This window comes from Streptomyces niveiscabiei (assembly GCF_033794345.1).
GTDB classification, from domain to species: Bacteria; Actinomycetota; Actinomycetes; order Streptomycetales; family Streptomycetaceae; genus Streptomyces; species Streptomyces niveiscabiei.
In genome coordinates this window covers 196,837-212,889 of sequence record NZ_JARAYJ010000003.1, presented here as the reverse complement: position 1 = coordinate 212,889, position 16,053 = coordinate 196,837, and the positions used below count along the sequence as shown (strand labels likewise).

Genomic DNA, 16,053 nt, shown 5'->3' with positions numbered 1-16,053 from the left:
CGTACGACGAAGCGCGCGGGTCCCGAAGGAATCCCGCGCGCCGGCGAACGGCAGTAACCGCTTACGCCCTGTTTCAGGCCGACTCGACCGTCAGCGTGATCGTCGTCCCCGCGAGCGCCTGGCTCACCGGGCAGTTCTTCTTCGCGTCCTCGGCCGCCGCGGCGAAGCCCTCGGCATCGAGGCCGGGCACCTCACCGCGGACGGTGAGGTGGATCCCGGTGATCCCGGTGCCGGGCTGGAACGTGACGTCGGCCTTGGTCTCCAGCCGGGTGGGAGGGGTCCCGGCGCCGGTGAGGCCGTGCGAGAGCGCCATGGAGAAGCAGCTGGAGTGCGCGGCGGCGATCAGCTCCTCGGGGCTCGTCTTCCCGTTCGCGGCCTCCGCGCGCGACGGCCACGACACGGCCTGCGAGCCGATGCCGGAGGAGTCGAAGGCGACGGTGCCGTTCCCCTCGACCAGGTTGCCTTCCCAGACGGTGTGTGCGGTGCGCGTGGTGGCCACGTTGAATCCCTTTCGCTGTCACATCGGTCCCGGTACCGGGGCCGCGTACCCCTATCCGATCACACTCCGGTTCACCGCATGTGGAAGACCGGCCCTCGTGGGGTGAACGGCAGGCGACGCCCTTGTGGAAGGAGGTAGGCGTGCTCCTGTCGCACGCGCAGTACGTCGCACCAGCCGTCGGTGACGACGAGTACGGGCGCCCCCTTCGGGAAGTCCCCGGCACGGGTCAACAGGTCGATCCCGGGCTGGAGTTCGGTCCCTCCGCGCCCTCTCACGCGAACCCGTCCGCCGATCTCGGCGACGGGCAGGTACCCGGCGTCGTAGGGCGCGGCGTCGCAGAACACGACGCGTGCGGCGGGCACGTCCCGGGCCTCGGCGTACGAGGCGATGGCGCCGAGCGCCTTCCCGAGCAGCGTCCGCTCCATGGAGCCGGAGGTGTCGAGGACGACGCCGAACGTGCAGCGGGCGACCTCCTCGGGCGGGAAGTACCGTCCGGCGCGCGGGATGTCCGGGGTGGCGGCCTGCCGCCGGGAGGGCCGGGAGTACGTCCGCAGGGGTTCGGGCCGTGGCACGAACTCGTCGAACCAGCGGGCGAGTCGCGCGTCCCACGGCAGCGGCGGCTGGCTGAGCGCCCGGATCTCCTCGACCAACCCGGCGGGCAGGAAGCCGCGTTGCTGCCGGTCGTGGAGTTCGAAGCCCTGGCACAGGCCGCGCCGGTAGAACTCGTCGAGGTCGACGTGGTCGCGGGGCGCCCCGAGGGGCCCGCCGAGCATGTCGCCGAGCCCTTTCCCGCGCAGGGTCCCCAGGCGCCGCATCCGCCGCAGGTCGCCGGCGATCCGGTCGTACACCTCCTCGGCGGACAGCCCGGCCAACCCGGCGTCGTACAGGCTCCCTTCGGGCATGACGCCGACCTGCATCTCGCGCAGCCAGGCGTTGACGACGTAGTCGCAGGCGACGTTGAAGAGGTACGGGTCGCGGGGCCCGCACCGGTCGCCGTGGCGCAGGGCGGCGTGCAGCATCTCGTGCGCGAGGACGAACCGCCATTCCTCGTCGTCCAGTTGGCACAGCGGGTTGACGTAGATCTCCCCGGCCCCGGCGTCGACGGCTGCGACGGATATGCCGTGGGCGCGGGCGAGTTCGGCGTCGGCGACGAGGGTGATGCCGGAGGCGATGCCGCCGAGCAGGGGGTAGGAGGAGACGAACCAGCTCAGCGCGCGGTGCCAGGGCCGCAGGGGTTCCCGCTCGCCGGTGACGCTGTCGCGCCGCCCGCCCGCGACGTCCAGGGCGGCGCTCATCGTACGGGTGAGGGCCTGCGCGAACTCCGGCTGCCAGTCCGGGGGTTGCCGGTACTTGTCGCCCCAGGTGACGAGCGCCTGATCGGCTTCTGAGCCGGCCGTGCCGAGGCGGTCGTAGGCGGGTGGGATCCCCTCGCGCCGCCAGCGCGCGGCGAGTTGCTCCTCGTCTCCGTCGGGATAGGAGGGCGGAAGGTCCTCGGGTGTGCGGCCGACGGGGAACGTGAGCAGGAACCGGTTGACGACGGCGCAGCGCGCGGCGAGGTCGAAGCGGTCGGGCTGGACGCGTTCGCCGCGCTCGGCGGGCACGTGCCCGAAGCCGAGGTGGAGGGCGGCGTGCGCCAATGCCCAAGCCCAGTCGGCGGGTTCGGCGTGCCGGGCGGGGTGGGCGTGGGCGACGCCGTCGGACAGGACGCGCAACAGGCCGTCGTGGGGCGCGAGTAGGCAGTCCTCGTGCCGACAGGTGCTGAGCGGCACGGAGTCGAGCGCCGGGTTGGCCCGCATCAGCCGCATCCCCTCGGCGAACGCCTCCCCGGCGACGTCCCGCTTCTTCTTCTGCCGCCCGCCCCGGCTCACTGGCGCGCCTCGACGAGCCGGGGCATGTCGCGGGCCGCCTCGACGAGGAACCAGGACGGCAGGAGCGGGTTGCCGTCGGCGTCGGAGGCGATGACGCCCTGGGCGATCTCCACGGAGATCTCGGCGAGTTGGACGAGCAGCGCCTTCGCGCGGTACGCGGTCTGGCGGCCGTTCGCCGACATGTGCTCCTTGTTCGCGGGGAGTTCCTTCACGAGGCGCTCGCGGAACGACTCGGCGAGGAAGTACAGCAGGTCGCGGTCCTCGACCCGGTGCGGCCAGCGGGCGTCGCCGCGCAGCACGGCCTCGATGCCGAAGCGGCTGCGCACGATCTTGACGTACCCGCAGAACGCGGTCGCGTGCGCGGGCGTCAGCGTGCCGTGCGCGAGGACCTTGAGGGTCTGCTCGTCGAGGCCCTGGCCGAAGGAGTGCAGGGCGTCGGAGAGCATGTGCCAGGAGCGGGGCGTGGAGAACGGCTCCTCGGTCTTCGGGGGCTTGGACCAGAGGTGGTCGGGGCGGTCGGTGAGGTGGTCGAGGATCCACGGGTGGATGCCGGCGCCCGCCGCCCAGGCCAGCCAGTCCTTCGCCGACACCTCCAGGTGGACGTGCGCGAGGCGGTTGACCAGCGCGGACGCGATGGGGCGGGCGAGCGCGTTGTCGGTGGCGCGGTTCCCGGCGCCGACGACGATCGCCCCCTCGGGAAGTTCGTAGGTGCCGATGCGGCGGTCGAGGATCAGCGAGTAGAACGCCTTCTGCACGTCGGGGGTGGCCGCGTTCAGCTCGTCCAGGAACAGGCAGTACGGCTCGTCGCGGGCGATCGTCTCCGGCGGGCAGAACACCGAGCGGCCGTCCCGGATCTGCGGCACGCCGATCAGGTCCTCCGGGGCGAGCTGTGTCCCGAGCAGGCTCACGCACTCCAGGCCCAGCGAGGCGGCGAACTCCCGTACCAGGGAGGACTTTCCGATGCCTGGCGCACCCCACACGAACACCGGCCGCACGGTGGCGAGGCCGAGGAGGAGTTCGGGGAGGCGGGCGGGGGTGATGGTGACGGCTGCTTGCACGGGGACAGTGTGGGTGGGCGCTGTGAAGGTTCGCAGCTCATTTTCGGCTTGTACGACTACGACTCGCTCTGCGTACCGCTCACTCTGCGTACCGCACCCCCGCGCCTATGCCGCCTGCCGGTCCTCGTCCGTGTCCTGCACCGGCACCTGCGGCCCGTTCGCCTCGCCCAGCCACCGCCGCAGCACCTGGTGCACCTGCTCCGCGCCCACCAGTTCCTCCCCCTCCCCGACGGGCTCCGACAACGCGCGCGGGGACAGCAGGAACGGCTTCCCCTGGGCGCCTCCGAGCCCTCCGTGCGACCCGATCTGCTCCTCGAACGCGAGCACCTCCCCGTCGGCCGGTTCGTGGAAGGAGTTGACCATCACGTCGGCGGTGTGCGGGAAGCCGTGCGTCCGGCGTACGGCGTCGGCGGCGCCCCGCCCGAAGGGTGCCAACGGGCCCTGGCCGTCGGTGAGTTCGGCGACGGGAATCTCCGCGCCGTACGCGCCGAGGACGACCCCGCCGTGCTCGGCGCTGGCCACCAGCAGGAAGCCGACGCCGGGGTGGTTGGCGAGGGTCGTCAGCAGCGCGGGGTGGCGGGCGTCGATCTCCTCCTTCGTCATCCGGTGCGGGACGTCGGGGAAGGAGATCAGGCCGAGGTTCCCGGAGGCCAGCACGACCGGTTCGGAGCGGCGCGAGGGCCGGTGGCGCTCGCCGCGCTCCTCGACGGGCCGGCGCAGCGCCGCGCGGACGGCGGCCCGCGCCTCGGCGCCGCTGTGCGTGCGCTCGGCGCGGCGCGGCACGGGCAGGCCGCAGCCGGCGCGGACCAGGTCGCCCAGGGTGAGGCCGTAGCGCGCCCGGAAGGTCTCTCCGGGGCTCTGGCCGTGGTCGGACAGGACGACGATCCGGTACGGGCGCGGCGCGTGCTCGGCGACCTTCTCGATCAGCGCGAGGGAGCGGTCGAGGCGGGCGAGGACCTTCTCGGCGTCGCGGCTGAGCGGCCCGGAGTGGTGGGCGACCTCGTCGTAGGCGACGAGGTCGGCGTACACCGACGTACGCCCGGCGAGCATGTCGCCCATGACGGCGGCGACCACGACGTCCCGCTCGACGACCGTCGCGAACGCGCGCACCAGCGGGTAGAGGCCGCCGCGCTTCACGCGCGGGCGCTTACGCCGTACCCGCGCGCGGGTGGACTGGCCGATCTCGCGGCCGACCTCGGCGACGAACGACAGCACCGTGCGGACGGCGTTGGCGGGGTCGGAGAAGTAGGCGAAGTACCCGGCGCGGGAGCGGTTCTCGCGCCTGCGGCGGGCGGCGACGGACAGCACGAGGGCCTGTTCGTCGGCGCCGCCGCCGAAGAGGTTGCCGCGGCTCGCGCCGTCGGCGGACAGCAGGCCGCTGTCGCGGGTGCGCTCGACCGCGCGGCGCTGGAGTTCGGCGGCGCTGGTGGGGCGGTTGCAGACCATGACCTCCCGGGTGTCCTTCTCGTACCAGCGGAAGGCGGGGACGTCGTGGTTGGAGCCGTGCAGGATGCCGAGCTGGCTGGCGCCGGTCTGGCTGGACCAGTCGGTGCGCCAGGGGGTGAGGCGGTGGCTGCCGCCGTCCTTGTCGAGCCAGCGGGCGACGGTCGGCATGAGGCCCGTGTGCGCGGCGGTGTGCAGGAGGTCGTGGCCGACGCCGTCGAACTGGAGGAAGACCGTCCCGGGCGTCTGAGGGCTCGCGGGGCCGCCGCGCCGGCGGCGGTCGGCGAGGCGGTAGAGGCGGCGGCGGTAGGCGTCGTCGTCGCGGACGGCGAGGGCGCCGCCGGTCGCCGAGGCGACGGCGGACATGACGGCGGCGACGATCACGGCGGTCTCGGGGGCGGCGGCGCCCTGCGCGGACGGGTTGACGCGCAGCGCGACCAGCAGCAGCGAGCCGTTGAGCGCGAACACCAGCAGGCCGAGGACGAGCGCGGGCACGAGCAGCAGCAGGCGGACGAGGACGGGCCACACCAGGGCGGAGAGGACACCGAACACGCCGGCTCCGGCGCCTGCGGTGACGGCGATGCGGGTGGCGCTGTCGCCGTCGTTCGAGGTGAGCCGGAAGTCGGGCAGGATCCCGGCGAGGACGAGCATCGTGAGCGTGGACGCCGCCCACACCGTGATGCTGCGCCCTGCCTGACTGGCGATCCGCCGCCAATGCCCTCCGCTTTTCACGGCTCCACCCTGTCACACGCCACTGACAACGCCGTCCGGACGCCGACAGGGCCTATCGGCCGTCGTACCCGGCCGTCGGCATGGACAGCCTGCGGTGGACGCGGGCTTTCATCTGTGCGTCGTAGGCGGGTTCCGCGCCGCCCACGGTCTCCACCCGCACCCCGCGGCGTTCGCATTCGGCGGTGAACTCCTCGACGGAGGACAGGGCGCTGGCCAGCACGCGCGCGCTGGGCGCGACGAACAGGTCGGCACCGGGGCGGACGCCGTCCCACAGGACGCAGTGGTCGGCGCGCAGTCCGCTGACGACGAGTTCGCGGACGACGGTGTAGCCGTGCTCCTCGGCCCAGCGGGCGCAGATGGCGTGCTGGGTGCGGGAGTCCACGAGGAAGGGGTCGTCGTCGAGCTCCTGAAGCGGCGTCAGACTCGCGATCGCCGTGACGCGCACCGGTCCCATGGCGCCCCCTCACCTCTGGGTTTCGCCGCCGACCCTACTCCTGCCCGTAGGCTTCGGGGGAGTCGCGCGAAGGAGGCAAAGGGGTGCCGGTGGAGATCACCTGGTGGGGTCACGCCACCTGCACGGTCGAGGATTCGAACGTGCGCCTGTTGACCGACCCCCTGTTCGCGCGCAGGCTCGCGCACCTGAGGCGGCGGCGCGGCGCGACACCCCCCGAGGAGGCGGCGCGCGCGGACGCGGTGCTCGTCTCGCACCTGCACTCCGATCATCTGCACATTCCCTCGCTGGCGCGGCTCGCGCCGGGCACGCGCCTGCTGGTGCCCCGGGGCGCTCCGCGCGCCGTCCCGGGTCTGCGGCGCCTGTCCCACCTGGACGTCACCGAGGTCGCGCCGGGTGACGAGACGGCTGTCGGGCCGGTGCGCGTGCGCGCGGTCCCGGCGCGGCACGACGGCCGGCGGCTGCCGGTGGGCCCGCAGCGCGCGCCCGCGCTGGGGTACGTCGTCCAGGGCGCGGCGCGGACGTACTTCGCCGGGGACACGGGGCTGTTCGAGGGGATGGCGAAGGAGGTCGGGCCGGTCGACGTGGCGCTGCTGCCGGTGGGCGGCTGGGGCCCGTACCTCGGGGAGGGGCATCTGGACGCGGGGCGCGCGGCCGAGGCGCTCGCGCTGCTGGGGCCGCGCAGCGCCGTTCCGGTGCACTACGGCACGTACTGGCCGATCGGGATGGACGCCGTGCGCCCCCATGAGTTCCATGCGCCGGGTGACGAGTTCGTGCGCCTGGCCGCCGAGCGCGCGCCTCAGGTCGCGGTGCACAAACTGGCGCACGGGCAGAGCGTGCGCCCGGAGGTCGCCCGGTGAGCTGGGGGTGGCTGGCGGCGGGCGCGTCGACCGGGGCCACCGAGTCGACGCAGCAGGCGATCGGGTATCCGACGCTGTTCCTGCTGGTGCTGCTCGGGGCGCTGGTGCCGGTGGTGCCGACGGGGGCGCTGGTGAGTTCGGCGGCCGTGGTGGCGTTCCATCAGACGGCGCCGTTCGCGCTGGCGCTGGTGTTCGTGACGGCGTCCTTCGCGGCGTTCTGCGGGGACGCGGCGCTGTACTGGCTGGGGCGGCGCGGGATGAGGTCGAAGAACGGCTCGCGGTGGCTGGCGGCGATCCGCGCGCGGGCGCCGGAGGAGAAGCTGGCGCAGGCGCAGGAGCGGCTCGCCGAGCACAACGTCGCCGTCCTCGTCCTGTCCCGGCTCGTGCCCGCCGGGCGGCTCCCGGTGATGCTGGCGTGTCTCCTCGCGGACTGGCCGCTGCGGCGGTTCGTGCGGGGCAACCTGCCGGCCTGTCTCGCGTGGGCGGTGACCTACCAGCTGATCGGCATCCTGGGCGGTTCGCTGTTCCCGGAGCCCTGGGAGGGTGTCGTCGCGGCGGTCGCGCTGACCCTGGCGATCAGCGCGGCGCCGGTGCTGTGGCGGCGGCTGCGGGGGCCGTCGCGGGCCCATCAGGGCGGGTCGGGGTCCGCCTAGTCCAGGATGCGTGATCCTCCGATCGGCAGGTCCCACAGGTCGTCCCGGTCGAGCCCCGCCGCCTCCCAGGCGGCGCGCACACGCGTGAGGGGTTCCAGGACGGGTTCCGCCGACAGGACGAACGTCCCCCAGTGCATCGGCGCCATCCTGCGCGCGCCGACGTCCAGCGCGGCGCGTACGGCCTCCTCGGGGTCGCAGTGGACGTCGCTGAGCCACCAGCGCGGGTCGTAGGCGCCGATCGGGAGCAGGGCGAGGTCGATGCCGGGGTAGCGCCGGCCGATGCGGGAGAACCAGTGGCCGTAGCCGGTGTCCCCGGCGAAGTAGACGCGCCCGCCGTCGGGCGCGGTGAGGACCCAGCCGCCCCACAGGGACTGGCAGGTGTCGGTGAGGGTGCGCTTGGACCAGTGGTGGGCGGGCACGAAGTCGAAGCGCACGCCGGAGAGTTCGGCGGCCTCCCACCAGTCGAGTTCCGTCACGCGCGTGAAGCGGCGCCGCCGGAACCAGACGGCGAGCCCCGCGGGCACGAACACGGGCGTGTCGCGCGGGAGGCGGCGCAGGGTGGGGGCGTCGAGGTGGTCGTAGTGGTTGTGGCTGATGACGACGGCGTCGACCGTCGGGAGCGTCTCCCAGGGGACGCCGACGGGGGTGATCCGCGCGGGCGTGCCGAGGATGCGGCGCGACCAGACCGGGTCGGTGAGGACGGTGAGCCCGCCGACGCTCACCACCCAGCTGGCGTGTCCCGCCCAGGTGACGGCGACGGTGCCGGCGTCCACGCGCGGTGGCGCGCCGGGGGTGACGGGCAGCCTGGCGACGTCCGCGAGACCCTCTCTGCCGGGGCGCACGGAGCCCTCGCGGGCGAAGCGGGCCATCGCCTTGAGGCCGGGCAGCGGCGCGGTCAGCCGGTCGTGGAACGCCCGCGGCCACACCCTGCGCTCGCCCAGCGGCCGGGGTTCGGCGAGCGGCGGGGACGGGGGCGCGAGGGAGGAGGGGTCCGCCGGGACCGTGGTGTCCCGCGTGGTCGTGGCCGCTGTCGACTCGGACTGCTGCGTCATCGAGGCTCCCATCGCTGAGCGTCGCTCCGGAGGCCGTCGAACACCGACCTCACGAGGGTCAACGCGCGGTGCACGTGTGGCAGTTCCAACGGCGAGGGTGACGTGAGACATTCCGCCCGCTCGGCGTCCGTCGCGCCCAGCAGGGCGCCCGTGGACAGGCGTACGCGCAGGGCGCCCAGGTCGTCGCCGAACCGGTGTCCGCCGGGCGCGGGCATGCCGAGCCGTCCGGTGAGGTGGTCCTCCAGTTCCTGGGCGTCACCGACCCCGCGCGCGGCGAGCGCGGCACGCAGGGGGCCCAGATCGACGTACACATGGCGCCCCGCGCGCGGGGGCCGGGACAGCGCGCCCGCCGTGACTGCGGTGCGGTGCACGGCGTCGGCCACGCGCGCGTGCAGGCGTACGACGGCCTGGACGCGCGCGGTGACCTCGTCGGGCTCCTCCAGCGCGCGGGCGGCGGCTGCCGCGACCGGGGTGGCGACGCGGGCGCCGAGCGCGGTGAGGACGTCCAGCACGCGCGCGTGGAGGTCGGTTCCGGCGGGGAAGCGGGCCGTCGCCGCGGGCCAGCCGGACGGCAGGAGCGCGCCCGCGAGGTCGCTGACGACGGTGACCTTGTCCGGGAGCATCTCGGCGGGGCTGACGAACACCGTGTCGTGCGGCGCGTGGACGGTGTCGCGCCAGGTCTCGTCGCTGACGAGGTGCAGGCCGGCCCCCTCGGCGGCCTCCACGGCCTCGTGCACGGCCTCCGGGGGTGCAACGGTCGCCGTGGGGTCGTCGGCCGGCGACAGCACGAGCAGCCGCGGCTCCCCGCCCTCCTCACGCACCCGCCGGACGGTCTCCAGCAGCGCGTACGGGTCCGGCACTCCCCCGCACTCGGCGGGCGTCGCGACATGGAACACCGGCCGCCCCAGCAGCCGCGCGTACGGCGCCCACCAGGCGGCACAGGGCCTCGGCACCAGTACGTCCCCGCCGAGGGCCGCGGTCAACGCCAGCAGCAGCGCGGGCGCGCCGGGAGCAACAGCCACGCGCGCGGGGTCGGCGTCGACGCCCCGCCGGGCCCAGTACCCGCACGCCGCTTCCCGTATCCCGGCACCGCCTCCCACCGGCTCCGCACCCGCGCGCGAGGCCACGGAGGCCAGGGCATCGGCGAGAAACGGCAGGACGGGAACCCCGTCGGCGGGGAGGGGCGGCCCGTACCGGACGGGGCCGTGATCCTCGGGGCGGGCAGCGGCGGGGAGCGGTTCGGGGGCGCGGGGGTGTGGGTCCGCCGGGTGGGACGACCGGTCGCGCGGGGGCTCTCCTGCGTGCGCGCGGGAGCGCGGGTCCGGGGCCTGAGGCGAACCGTCACGCCGGGCCTCTCCCGCCTGCGCACGAGAGCGCGAGTCCGGAGCCTGAGGCGAACCGTCACGCCGGACCTCTCCCGCCAGCGCGCGGGGGCGCGGTGCGGGATCGTCCTTCCGTGCTCGCCTCACCCCGGCGTCCTCGCCACCCCGGCCGTCAGCCGCGTCGGCCGCCGCGCCGTCGTCCGTTCCTTCGCCGTCCGCCCTCCCCACGGCGGCCTCAACCGCCCGCCGCCGTGCCCCGGCGCCAGAGCCGGTGGCCGGCTGCGGCGAACGCGCCTGTGATGAACAGGGCGCCCGCGACCAGTGCGGGGACGGAGTCGGTGAACGTGCCGCCGGTGCCCGCCTTGACGCCGTGCTGGACCGTGGGGCCGGGGCAGGAGTCGGGCCAGGGCTGCTGCGGGGGCCGGGTGCAGGGGGCCGGGCCGCCGCCGCCCGCGCGCGAGACGTCGAAGGTGGCGCTCCAGGCGCGCCCCTGGGTGCCCCGGGCCGCCGGGCAGGTGCCGTCGACCGTCCACGCGGAGTCGGTTCCGGTGCCCTCCAGGCCCGTGAACTCGCCCGGGCCCGCGATCCGGGCGGACCCCCGGTAGACGGGGCCCGGACCGCTGCCGGGCACCTGCTGGAGGCTCACCGTGTCCTCGGCGAACGCGAGGGACGTCGCCTCCAGCGTCGCCGGCGCCGTACCCGTGACGGGGTCGCAGGAAACCGTCACGGTGACCGTGGAACCGGGCGAGACGCTCGCCGGGGTGACCTCGGCGGAGGGGTCGGCCGCGGCGGCCGGTGTCACGGCGAGCACCCCGCAGACCAGGAACGAGGCGGACAGGACACGGGCGCTGCGACGCATGGGACTCCTCGGTGCGGCGTGCGACGGCTGCGGTGGACGTACACCCATCACAGCCCGCCGCATGCCGACACGCGCGCGTGCGCCCTCGTTCGGCGGCAGCGACTCCACCCGACCGGGTGAACCACGCCTCAGGCGGCGTCCTGGAGGACCTGGTCGCGGACCCGTTCGCAGCAGCGGCTGATCAGCCGGGAGACGTGCATCTGGGAGATCCCGAGCCGCTCGGCGATCCGGCTCTGCGTCATGTCGCCGAAGAACCGCATGTACAGGATCGCCCGCTCCCGCTCCGGCAGCGCCGCCAGGCGCCCGCGTACGGCTTCGCGGTCGACGACGACGTCCAGCGCGGGGTCGGGCGCGCCGAGGACGTCGCCGAGGGAGTAGCCGTCCTCGCCGCCGGGCAACTCGGCGTCCAGCGAGAGGGCGGTGAAGCTGTCCAGGGCCTCCAGGCCGGCGCGTACGTCGTCCTCGCTGAGCTGCGCGCGCTCGGCGATCTCGGCGACGGTCGGCTGCCGGCCGCCGTTCTGGGCGAGGTCCTGGCAGGCGAAGCGGACCCGGTTGCGCAGGTCCTGGACCCGCCTCGGCACGTGCAGGGTCCACAGGTGGTCACGGAAGTGCCGCTTGATCTCGCCGGTCACCGTCGGTACGGCGTAGCTCTCGAAGGCGTTGCCGCGGTCCGGGTCGTACCGGTCGACGGCCTTCACGAGGCCGAGGGCCGCGACCTGGCGCAGGTCCTCCAGGCTCTCGCCCCGGCTGCGGAAGCGGCCCGCGAGGCGGTCGGCCATCGGCAGCCACGCCTCGACGATCTCGCCGCGCAGCGTGTCGTGATCGGGCCCCTCGGGCATGTCGGCGAGCTTGCGGAAAGCTTCGGCTGTGTCGGGGGCGTCATCGTGCGGGTGGTGCGTCACGCTCACTTGATTTCGCATGGTGCGTCGCCACTCCCTTGCGGGTGCTCTGGGTTGGACGGTTCACCGATGAGCACGCCCCGCGCGGCGAACGATCTGCCGCAGGCCGCCGGAGCCCTCCCACCGAGTGCCTCCGGTCCGAAGCACGCCAGTCCGCCTGCCCCGGCACCCGCCCCGCAAACCCCAAAGGGGTCTGACCTGGCCGAACGCGGCCGGGTACGCCCTGCCAGGCGCCGAGAACGGAGACGCACCAGACCCGCCGAACGCCCCGCCGGACGATCACGACATCCGGCACAGGCCCGCCTCCACGACGCCGGCCCCCTCAACCCCGCGCGCAGGACCGGCGCCCGCCCCTACCGCGCCCGCTCCACCCTCCGCTCGTCCCACACCGGCTCCGCGGTCTCCCGTACCTTCCCGTCGCTGCCGAAGACCAGGTACCGGTCGAAGGTCTTGGCGAACCAGCGGTCGTGGGTGACCGTGAGGACGGTTCCGTCGAAGGCCTCAAGACCTTCCTGGAGTGCCTCGGCGGATTCCAGGTCGAGGTTGTCGGTCGGTTCGTCGAGCAACAGGGCCGTGCAGCCCCGGAGTTCGAGGAGGAGGATCTGGAAGCGGGCCTGCTGGCCGCCGGAGAGGCGGTCGAAGGTCTGCTCGGCCTGGTTGGTCAACTCGTACCGCCGCAGGCGGGACATGGCGGCGCCGCGGTCCTGGGAGTGCTCGGTCCACAGGATGTCGAGGAGGGTGCGGCCGAGGAGTTCGGGGTGGGCGTGGGTCTGCGCGAAGTGCCCGGGCACGACGCGCGCGCCGAGCTTCCACTCACCGGTGTGCGCGACCCCCTCCCCCGCGAGGAGCCTCAAGAAGTGCGATTTCCCCGACCCGTTGGACCCGAGGACGGCGACGCGCTCGCCGTAGAACACTTCGAGGTCGAAGGGCTTCATCAGCCCGCTCAGCTCAAGTCCCTTGCAGGTGACGGCCCGTACGCCCGTACGCCCGCCCTTGAGCCGCATCCTGATGTCCTGCTCGCGCGGCGGCTCCGGCGGCGGCCCGGCCTCCTCGAACTTCCGCAGCCGGGTCTGCGCCGCCGCGTACCGGGACGCCAACTCATGGCTGATGGAAGCGGCTTGACGGAGCGTCAGCACAAGCTTCTTCAGCTGCGCGTGCTTCTCGTCCCACCGCCGCCGCAACTCCTCGAAGCGGGCGAACCGTTCACGCCGGGCCTCGTGATACGTCCCGAACCCACCGCCGTGCACCCACGCGTCGGCGCCGGCCGGCCCGGGCTCCACGGACACGATCTTCTCCGCGGCCCGCGCGAGGAGTTCACGGTCGTGGGAGACGAACAGGACGGTCTTGCGCGTCTCCTTGAGCCGCTCCTCCAGCCACCGCTTGCCGGGTACGTCGAGGTAGTTGTCGGGCTCGTCGAGGAGCAGCACCTCGTCGCTCCCGCGCAGCAGCGCCTCCAGCACGAGCCGCTTCTGCTCGCCCCCGGACAGCGTGCTCACCTGCCGCCACTGGGCCCGCTCGTACGGCACGCCGAGCGCGGCGGTCGTGCACATGTCCCACAGCGTCTCGGCCTCGTACCCGCGCACCTCGGCCCAGTCGGAGAGCGCCTGCGCGTACTGGAGCTGCGCGGCCTCGTCGTCGACGGTCATCAGCGCGTGCTCGGCGCGGTCGACGGCGCCCGCGGCCGTACGGATCTCCGGCGGGGCGACGGAGACGAGCAGGTCGCGGACGGTCGTCTCGTCCCGTACGGAGCCCACGAACTGGCGCATCACGCCGAGCCCGCCGCTGACGGTGACGGTGCCGCCGTGCGGCTTCAGCTCGCCGGAGATCAGCCGCAGCAGGGTCGTCTTGCCCGCCCCGTTGGGGCCGACCAGGGCGACGACCGCCCCTTCTCCGACGCGGAAGGACACGTCGCCGAGCAACGCCCTCCCGTCGGGGAGGTAGTACTCGAGGTGCGCGGCTTCCAGATGTCCCATGGAAACGCATTCTCCGGTCCGGCGACCTGCACGGCAAACCGTTATCGAGGGCACTGCCTGACGAGTCGTCAGTCCACATGCCGAAACGCTCAGTCTCATCATGCGATCAGAGGCGTTACGGTGAAATCCGCACCGACCCGACGACGCGAAGGGGCACAGCCATGCCGGAAGCACGGGAGACAGCCGTCTACACACACGGCCACCACGAGTCCGTCCTGCGCTCGCACACCTGGCGGACCGCCGCCAACTCCGCGGCATACCTGCTGAGTTCGCTCAAGCCACACATGAAGGTCCTGGACATCGGCTGCGGTCCGGGCACGATCACCGCCGACCTCGCCGCGCTGGTCCCGGACGGCCACGTCACCGGCGTCGACCACGCGCCGGGCATCCTGGAGCAGGCCGCCGCCACCGCCGCCGGGCGCGGCCTGACGAACGTCGACTTCGCGGTCGCCGACGTCCATGATCTGGACTATCCGGACGACACGTTCTGCGTCGTCCACGCCCACCAGGTCCTCCAGCACGTCGGCGACCCCGTACAGGCGCTGCGCGAGATGCGCCGGGTGACCAAGCCGAACGGTTTCGTCGCCGTCCGCGATTCGGACTACGCGGGCATGATCTGGTACCCGGCCTCGGCCGGCATGGACGCCTGGTCCGACCTGTACCGGCGCGTCGCGCGCGCGAACGGGGGCGAGCCGGACGCCGGGCGGCGGCTGAAGTCGTGGGCGCTGGCGGCCGGGTTCACCGACATCACGGCGACGTCCGCGAACTGGACGTTCTCGACGCCTCAGGAGCGGGCCTGGTGGAGCGGCCTGTGGGCGGACCGCACGCTGGCCTCCGCGTACGCCGACCGCGCGACCGAGGGCGGGCACGCGACCCGGGAGGAGCTGGCGGCCGTGTCCGAGGCGTGGCGGGAGTGGGGGCGGCAGGAGGACGGCTGGTTCGCCGTCCTGCACGGGGAGATCCTCTGCCGGAAGTGACGGGGCAGGGACCGGGAGCGGCGGTGCCCGGGGAACGGCGTGGCCGGGGCCTGGCGGTGAGCGCCGCGGCGGGAAATTCCGTGTGCGGGCCGTCGGCACCGCCGTAGAGTCGACGCGCCCCGCACCCAGAGACGGAAAGAAGCCGATGAGCGAGCAGCACACGTACCGGGTCATCGTCCGAGGCACCTGGGACGCCCTGACCGACGAGTCCCGGGAGAGGCTGCTCGCCGAGGCCGCCGACCACGGCCTGTCCAGCATGCGGTTCACCGAGGAGGGCTCGCTGACCTACGAGGCGAGCCCCCTGAAGCACTTCTCGATGCGGTACGTGGTGGTGTCGGACGCGGCGGACGGCGAGGAGATGGCCGCGGCAATCGCGGAGGACCGGGCGGAAACGGCGCTGAAAGCGCTCTCACACGGTTTCACCGGCCTGAAGTCGAAGGTCACCGACCTCGACACCATGAAGATCAACGTCAAGCGCGCATCTCGGCGGTGATCGCCCACCGCTCGTGGTCGCGCCAGTCGCCGTCGACGTAGAGCATCTTCGGCGACAGCCCCTCCAGCCGGAACCCGGCACCCCGCGCGAGCGCGATGGACGCCGTGTTGCCCGGCTGGACGTTGATCTCCAGCCGGTGCAGCCGCATGGGCCCGAAGGCGTACCCGACGACCAGATCGAGCGCCTCCCGCATCAGCCCGCGCCCGGCGGAGTGCGCGAAGGCGCCGTACCCGAGCGCCCCGCACTGGAAAGCCCCCTGGACGATGTTGTTGATATTGATGTATCCACCAATGGCCCCGTCATCCTTGGTGCACACGAGAAACCCGGCCTTGGCCGGATCCTCGATCAATGTTGACGCGTACGAGGTGTACGCATCAACGTTGTCCGGCGGATACAGCCAGGGCTGATGCAACTCCTTGCTCTCCCGGACCCGAGCGGTGAACTCGCCCGCGTCGGCGTAGGTGAAGTGACGTATCCCCACGCGGGGGCCTTCGGCGAGATAACGCTGGGCATGAGGCATCGGACCAGCGTACGACGGGTTCTCGGGACGAACCGCTGGGCATCGCCCCTTCAGGGGCGCGGGGAACTGCGCGAACAACCACGATGGCGCCGCGCCCCGCCCGACCACAGAACCCGGCACCCCATGAGGCGCCCCGTCACCTCCGCCGCCGGACGAAGTACGCCCCGCACAACGCCCCCACCACCAGTGTCGCCAGCAACGCCGTCCACAGCGGCATCGTGACCTCGGGGATCAGCAGCCGGATCTTGGTCGCACGGGTGTTCTCGAAGATGAAGACGAGGGCGAGCACCCCCAGTACGGCAACGGCGATCCGCCCCGGCGTGAGCAGACTCGCCCCCTTCTTCGCCCCGCTCTCGGAAGTCGTCTTCGCGCTCATGCGACCAGCGTGCGCCCG

At 73.5% G+C, this 16,053-nt stretch carries 16 protein-coding genes; 4 read left to right on the top strand and 12 right to left on the bottom strand.

Annotation, left to right across the window (positions count from 1 at the left end; all coding sequences use genetic code 11):
• Window positions 1-73: 73 nt before the first annotated feature.
• The 5 genes from PV682_RS05340 to PV682_RS05320 form a co-directional block, all read right to left on the bottom strand.
• A complete protein-coding gene (locus PV682_RS05340; protein ID WP_010358016.1) occupies window positions 74-499 on the bottom strand; it encodes an OsmC family protein in 426 nt (141 codons plus the stop codon).
• A gap of 71 nt (window positions 500-570) precedes the next feature.
• Window positions 571-2,367, bottom strand: a complete 1,797-nt coding sequence (locus tag PV682_RS05335; RefSeq protein ID WP_319724532.1) for a vWA domain-containing protein — start codon at window positions 2,365-2,367, stop codon at window positions 571-573.
• Window positions 2,364-3,425, bottom strand: a complete 1,062-nt coding sequence (locus tag PV682_RS05330; RefSeq protein WP_319724530.1) for an ATP-binding protein — start codon at window positions 3,423-3,425, stop codon at window positions 2,364-2,366. The genes PV682_RS05335 and PV682_RS05330 overlap by 4 nt, the downstream gene beginning before the upstream one ends.
• A gap of 105 nt (window positions 3,426-3,530) precedes the next feature.
• Window positions 3,531-5,543, bottom strand: a complete 2,013-nt coding sequence (locus PV682_RS05325; protein WP_407705611.1) for an alkaline phosphatase family protein — start codon at window positions 5,541-5,543, stop codon at window positions 3,531-3,533.
• Window positions 5,544-5,652: 109 nt separating this feature from the next.
• Window positions 5,653-6,054 carry a hypothetical protein gene (locus tag PV682_RS05320; protein WP_319724526.1) on the bottom strand — a complete coding sequence of 134 codons (402 nt, stop codon included), beginning with the start codon at window positions 6,052-6,054 and terminating at the stop codon, window positions 5,653-5,655.
• Window positions 6,055-6,137: 83 nt separating this feature from the next.
• On the opposite strand from PV682_RS05320, the gene PV682_RS05315 reads away from it, so the two are divergent.
• Window positions 6,138-6,911 carry an MBL fold metallo-hydrolase gene (locus tag PV682_RS05315; protein WP_319724524.1) on the top strand — a complete coding sequence of 258 codons (774 nt, stop codon included), beginning with the start codon at window positions 6,138-6,140 and terminating at the stop codon, window positions 6,909-6,911.
• The gene (locus PV682_RS05310) at window positions 6,908-7,564 is read left to right on the top strand and encodes a DedA family protein (RefSeq protein ID WP_319724522.1); all 657 of its coding nucleotides are present in this window, start codon (window positions 6,908-6,910) and stop codon (window positions 7,562-7,564) included. Before PV682_RS05315 ends, PV682_RS05310 begins: the two co-directional genes overlap by 4 nt.
• Here PV682_RS05310 and PV682_RS05305 read toward each other — a convergent pair.
• The 5 genes from PV682_RS05305 to PV682_RS05285 all read right to left on the bottom strand — a co-directional run bounded on the left by PV682_RS05305 (window position 7,561) and on the right by PV682_RS05285 (window position 13,669).
• On the bottom strand, window positions 7,561-8,616 hold the full coding sequence (locus tag PV682_RS05305; RefSeq protein WP_319724520.1) for an MBL fold metallo-hydrolase: 1,056 nt from the start codon (window positions 8,614-8,616) through the stop codon (window positions 7,561-7,563). The genes PV682_RS05310 and PV682_RS05305 overlap by 4 nt on opposite strands.
• Window positions 8,613-10,040, bottom strand: coding sequence for an aminotransferase class I/II-fold pyridoxal phosphate-dependent enzyme (locus PV682_RS05300; protein ID WP_319724858.1), 1,428 nt, complete (start codon window positions 10,038-10,040; stop codon window positions 8,613-8,615). Before PV682_RS05300 ends, PV682_RS05305 begins: the two co-directional genes overlap by 4 nt.
• A gap of 133 nt (window positions 10,041-10,173) precedes the next feature.
• Window positions 10,174-10,797, bottom strand: coding sequence for a hypothetical protein (locus tag PV682_RS05295; protein WP_319724518.1), 624 nt, complete (start codon window positions 10,795-10,797; stop codon window positions 10,174-10,176).
• A 128-nt stretch (window positions 10,798-10,925) separates the two neighbouring features.
• A complete protein-coding gene (locus PV682_RS05290; RefSeq protein WP_319724516.1) occupies window positions 10,926-11,717 on the bottom strand; it encodes an RNA polymerase sigma factor SigF in 792 nt (263 codons plus the stop codon).
• 332 nt (window positions 11,718-12,049) lie between these two features.
• Window positions 12,050-13,669 carry an ABC-F family ATP-binding cassette domain-containing protein gene (locus PV682_RS05285; protein WP_319724514.1) on the bottom strand — a complete coding sequence of 540 codons (1,620 nt, stop codon included), beginning with the start codon at window positions 13,667-13,669 and terminating at the stop codon, window positions 12,050-12,052.
• Between the two features lie 161 nt (window positions 13,670-13,830).
• Between PV682_RS05285 and PV682_RS05280 the strand changes: the two genes are divergently transcribed.
• A complete protein-coding gene (locus tag PV682_RS05280) occupies window positions 13,831-14,646 on the top strand; it encodes a class I SAM-dependent methyltransferase (protein ID WP_319724512.1) in 816 nt (271 codons plus the stop codon).
• A gap of 145 nt (window positions 14,647-14,791) precedes the next feature.
• Window positions 14,792-15,139 carry a DUF6204 family protein gene (locus tag PV682_RS05275; RefSeq protein WP_055722971.1) on the top strand — a complete coding sequence of 116 codons (348 nt, stop codon included), beginning with the start codon at window positions 14,792-14,794 and terminating at the stop codon, window positions 15,137-15,139.
• On the opposite strand, the gene PV682_RS05270 is transcribed toward PV682_RS05275, so the two are convergent.
• Both PV682_RS05270 and PV682_RS05265 read right to left on the bottom strand, forming a co-directional pair.
• Window positions 15,117-15,659 (bottom strand): GNAT family N-acetyltransferase, encoded by a 543-nt coding sequence (locus PV682_RS05270; protein ID WP_319724509.1) that lies wholly within the window; start codon window positions 15,657-15,659, stop codon window positions 15,117-15,119. The two genes, PV682_RS05275 and PV682_RS05270, sit on opposite strands and share 23 nt — an antisense overlap.
• 136 nt (window positions 15,660-15,795) lie before the next feature.
• Entirely contained in the window at window positions 15,796-16,035 is a 240-nt protein-coding gene (locus PV682_RS05265; protein WP_319724508.1) for a LapA family protein, read from the bottom strand.
• Window positions 16,036-16,053 lie beyond the last annotated feature (18 nt).

Excerpts from the sequence above, each read along its gene's own strand:
- PV682_RS05320 (WP_319724526.1), bottom strand. The coding sequence starts at position 6,054 with ATGGGACCGGTGCGCGTCACGGCGATCGCGAGTCTGACGCCGCTTCAG.
- PV682_RS05305 (WP_319724520.1), bottom strand. The coding sequence starts at position 8,616 with ATGACGCAGCAGTCCGAGTCGACAGCGGCCACGACCACGCGGGACACC.
- PV682_RS05295 (WP_319724518.1), bottom strand. The coding sequence starts at position 10,797 with ATGCGTCGCAGCGCCCGTGTCCTGTCCGCCTCGTTCCTGGTCTGCGGG.
- PV682_RS05290 (WP_319724516.1), bottom strand. The coding sequence starts at position 11,717 with ATGCGAAATCAAGTGAGCGTGACGCACCACCCGCACGATGACGCCCCC.
- PV682_RS05285 (WP_319724514.1), bottom strand. The coding sequence starts at position 13,669 with ATGGGACATCTGGAAGCCGCGCACCTCGAGTACTACCTCCCCGACGGG.
- PV682_RS05280 (WP_319724512.1), top strand. The coding sequence starts at position 13,831 with ATGCCGGAAGCACGGGAGACAGCCGTCTACACACACGGCCACCACGAG.
- PV682_RS05275 (WP_055722971.1), top strand. The coding sequence starts at position 14,792 with ATGAGCGAGCAGCACACGTACCGGGTCATCGTCCGAGGCACCTGGGAC.
- PV682_RS05270 (WP_319724509.1), bottom strand. The coding sequence starts at position 15,659 with ATGCCTCATGCCCAGCGTTATCTCGCCGAAGGCCCCCGCGTGGGGATA.
- PV682_RS05265 (WP_319724508.1), bottom strand. The coding sequence starts at position 16,035 with ATGAGCGCGAAGACGACTTCCGAGAGCGGGGCGAAGAAGGGGGCGAGT.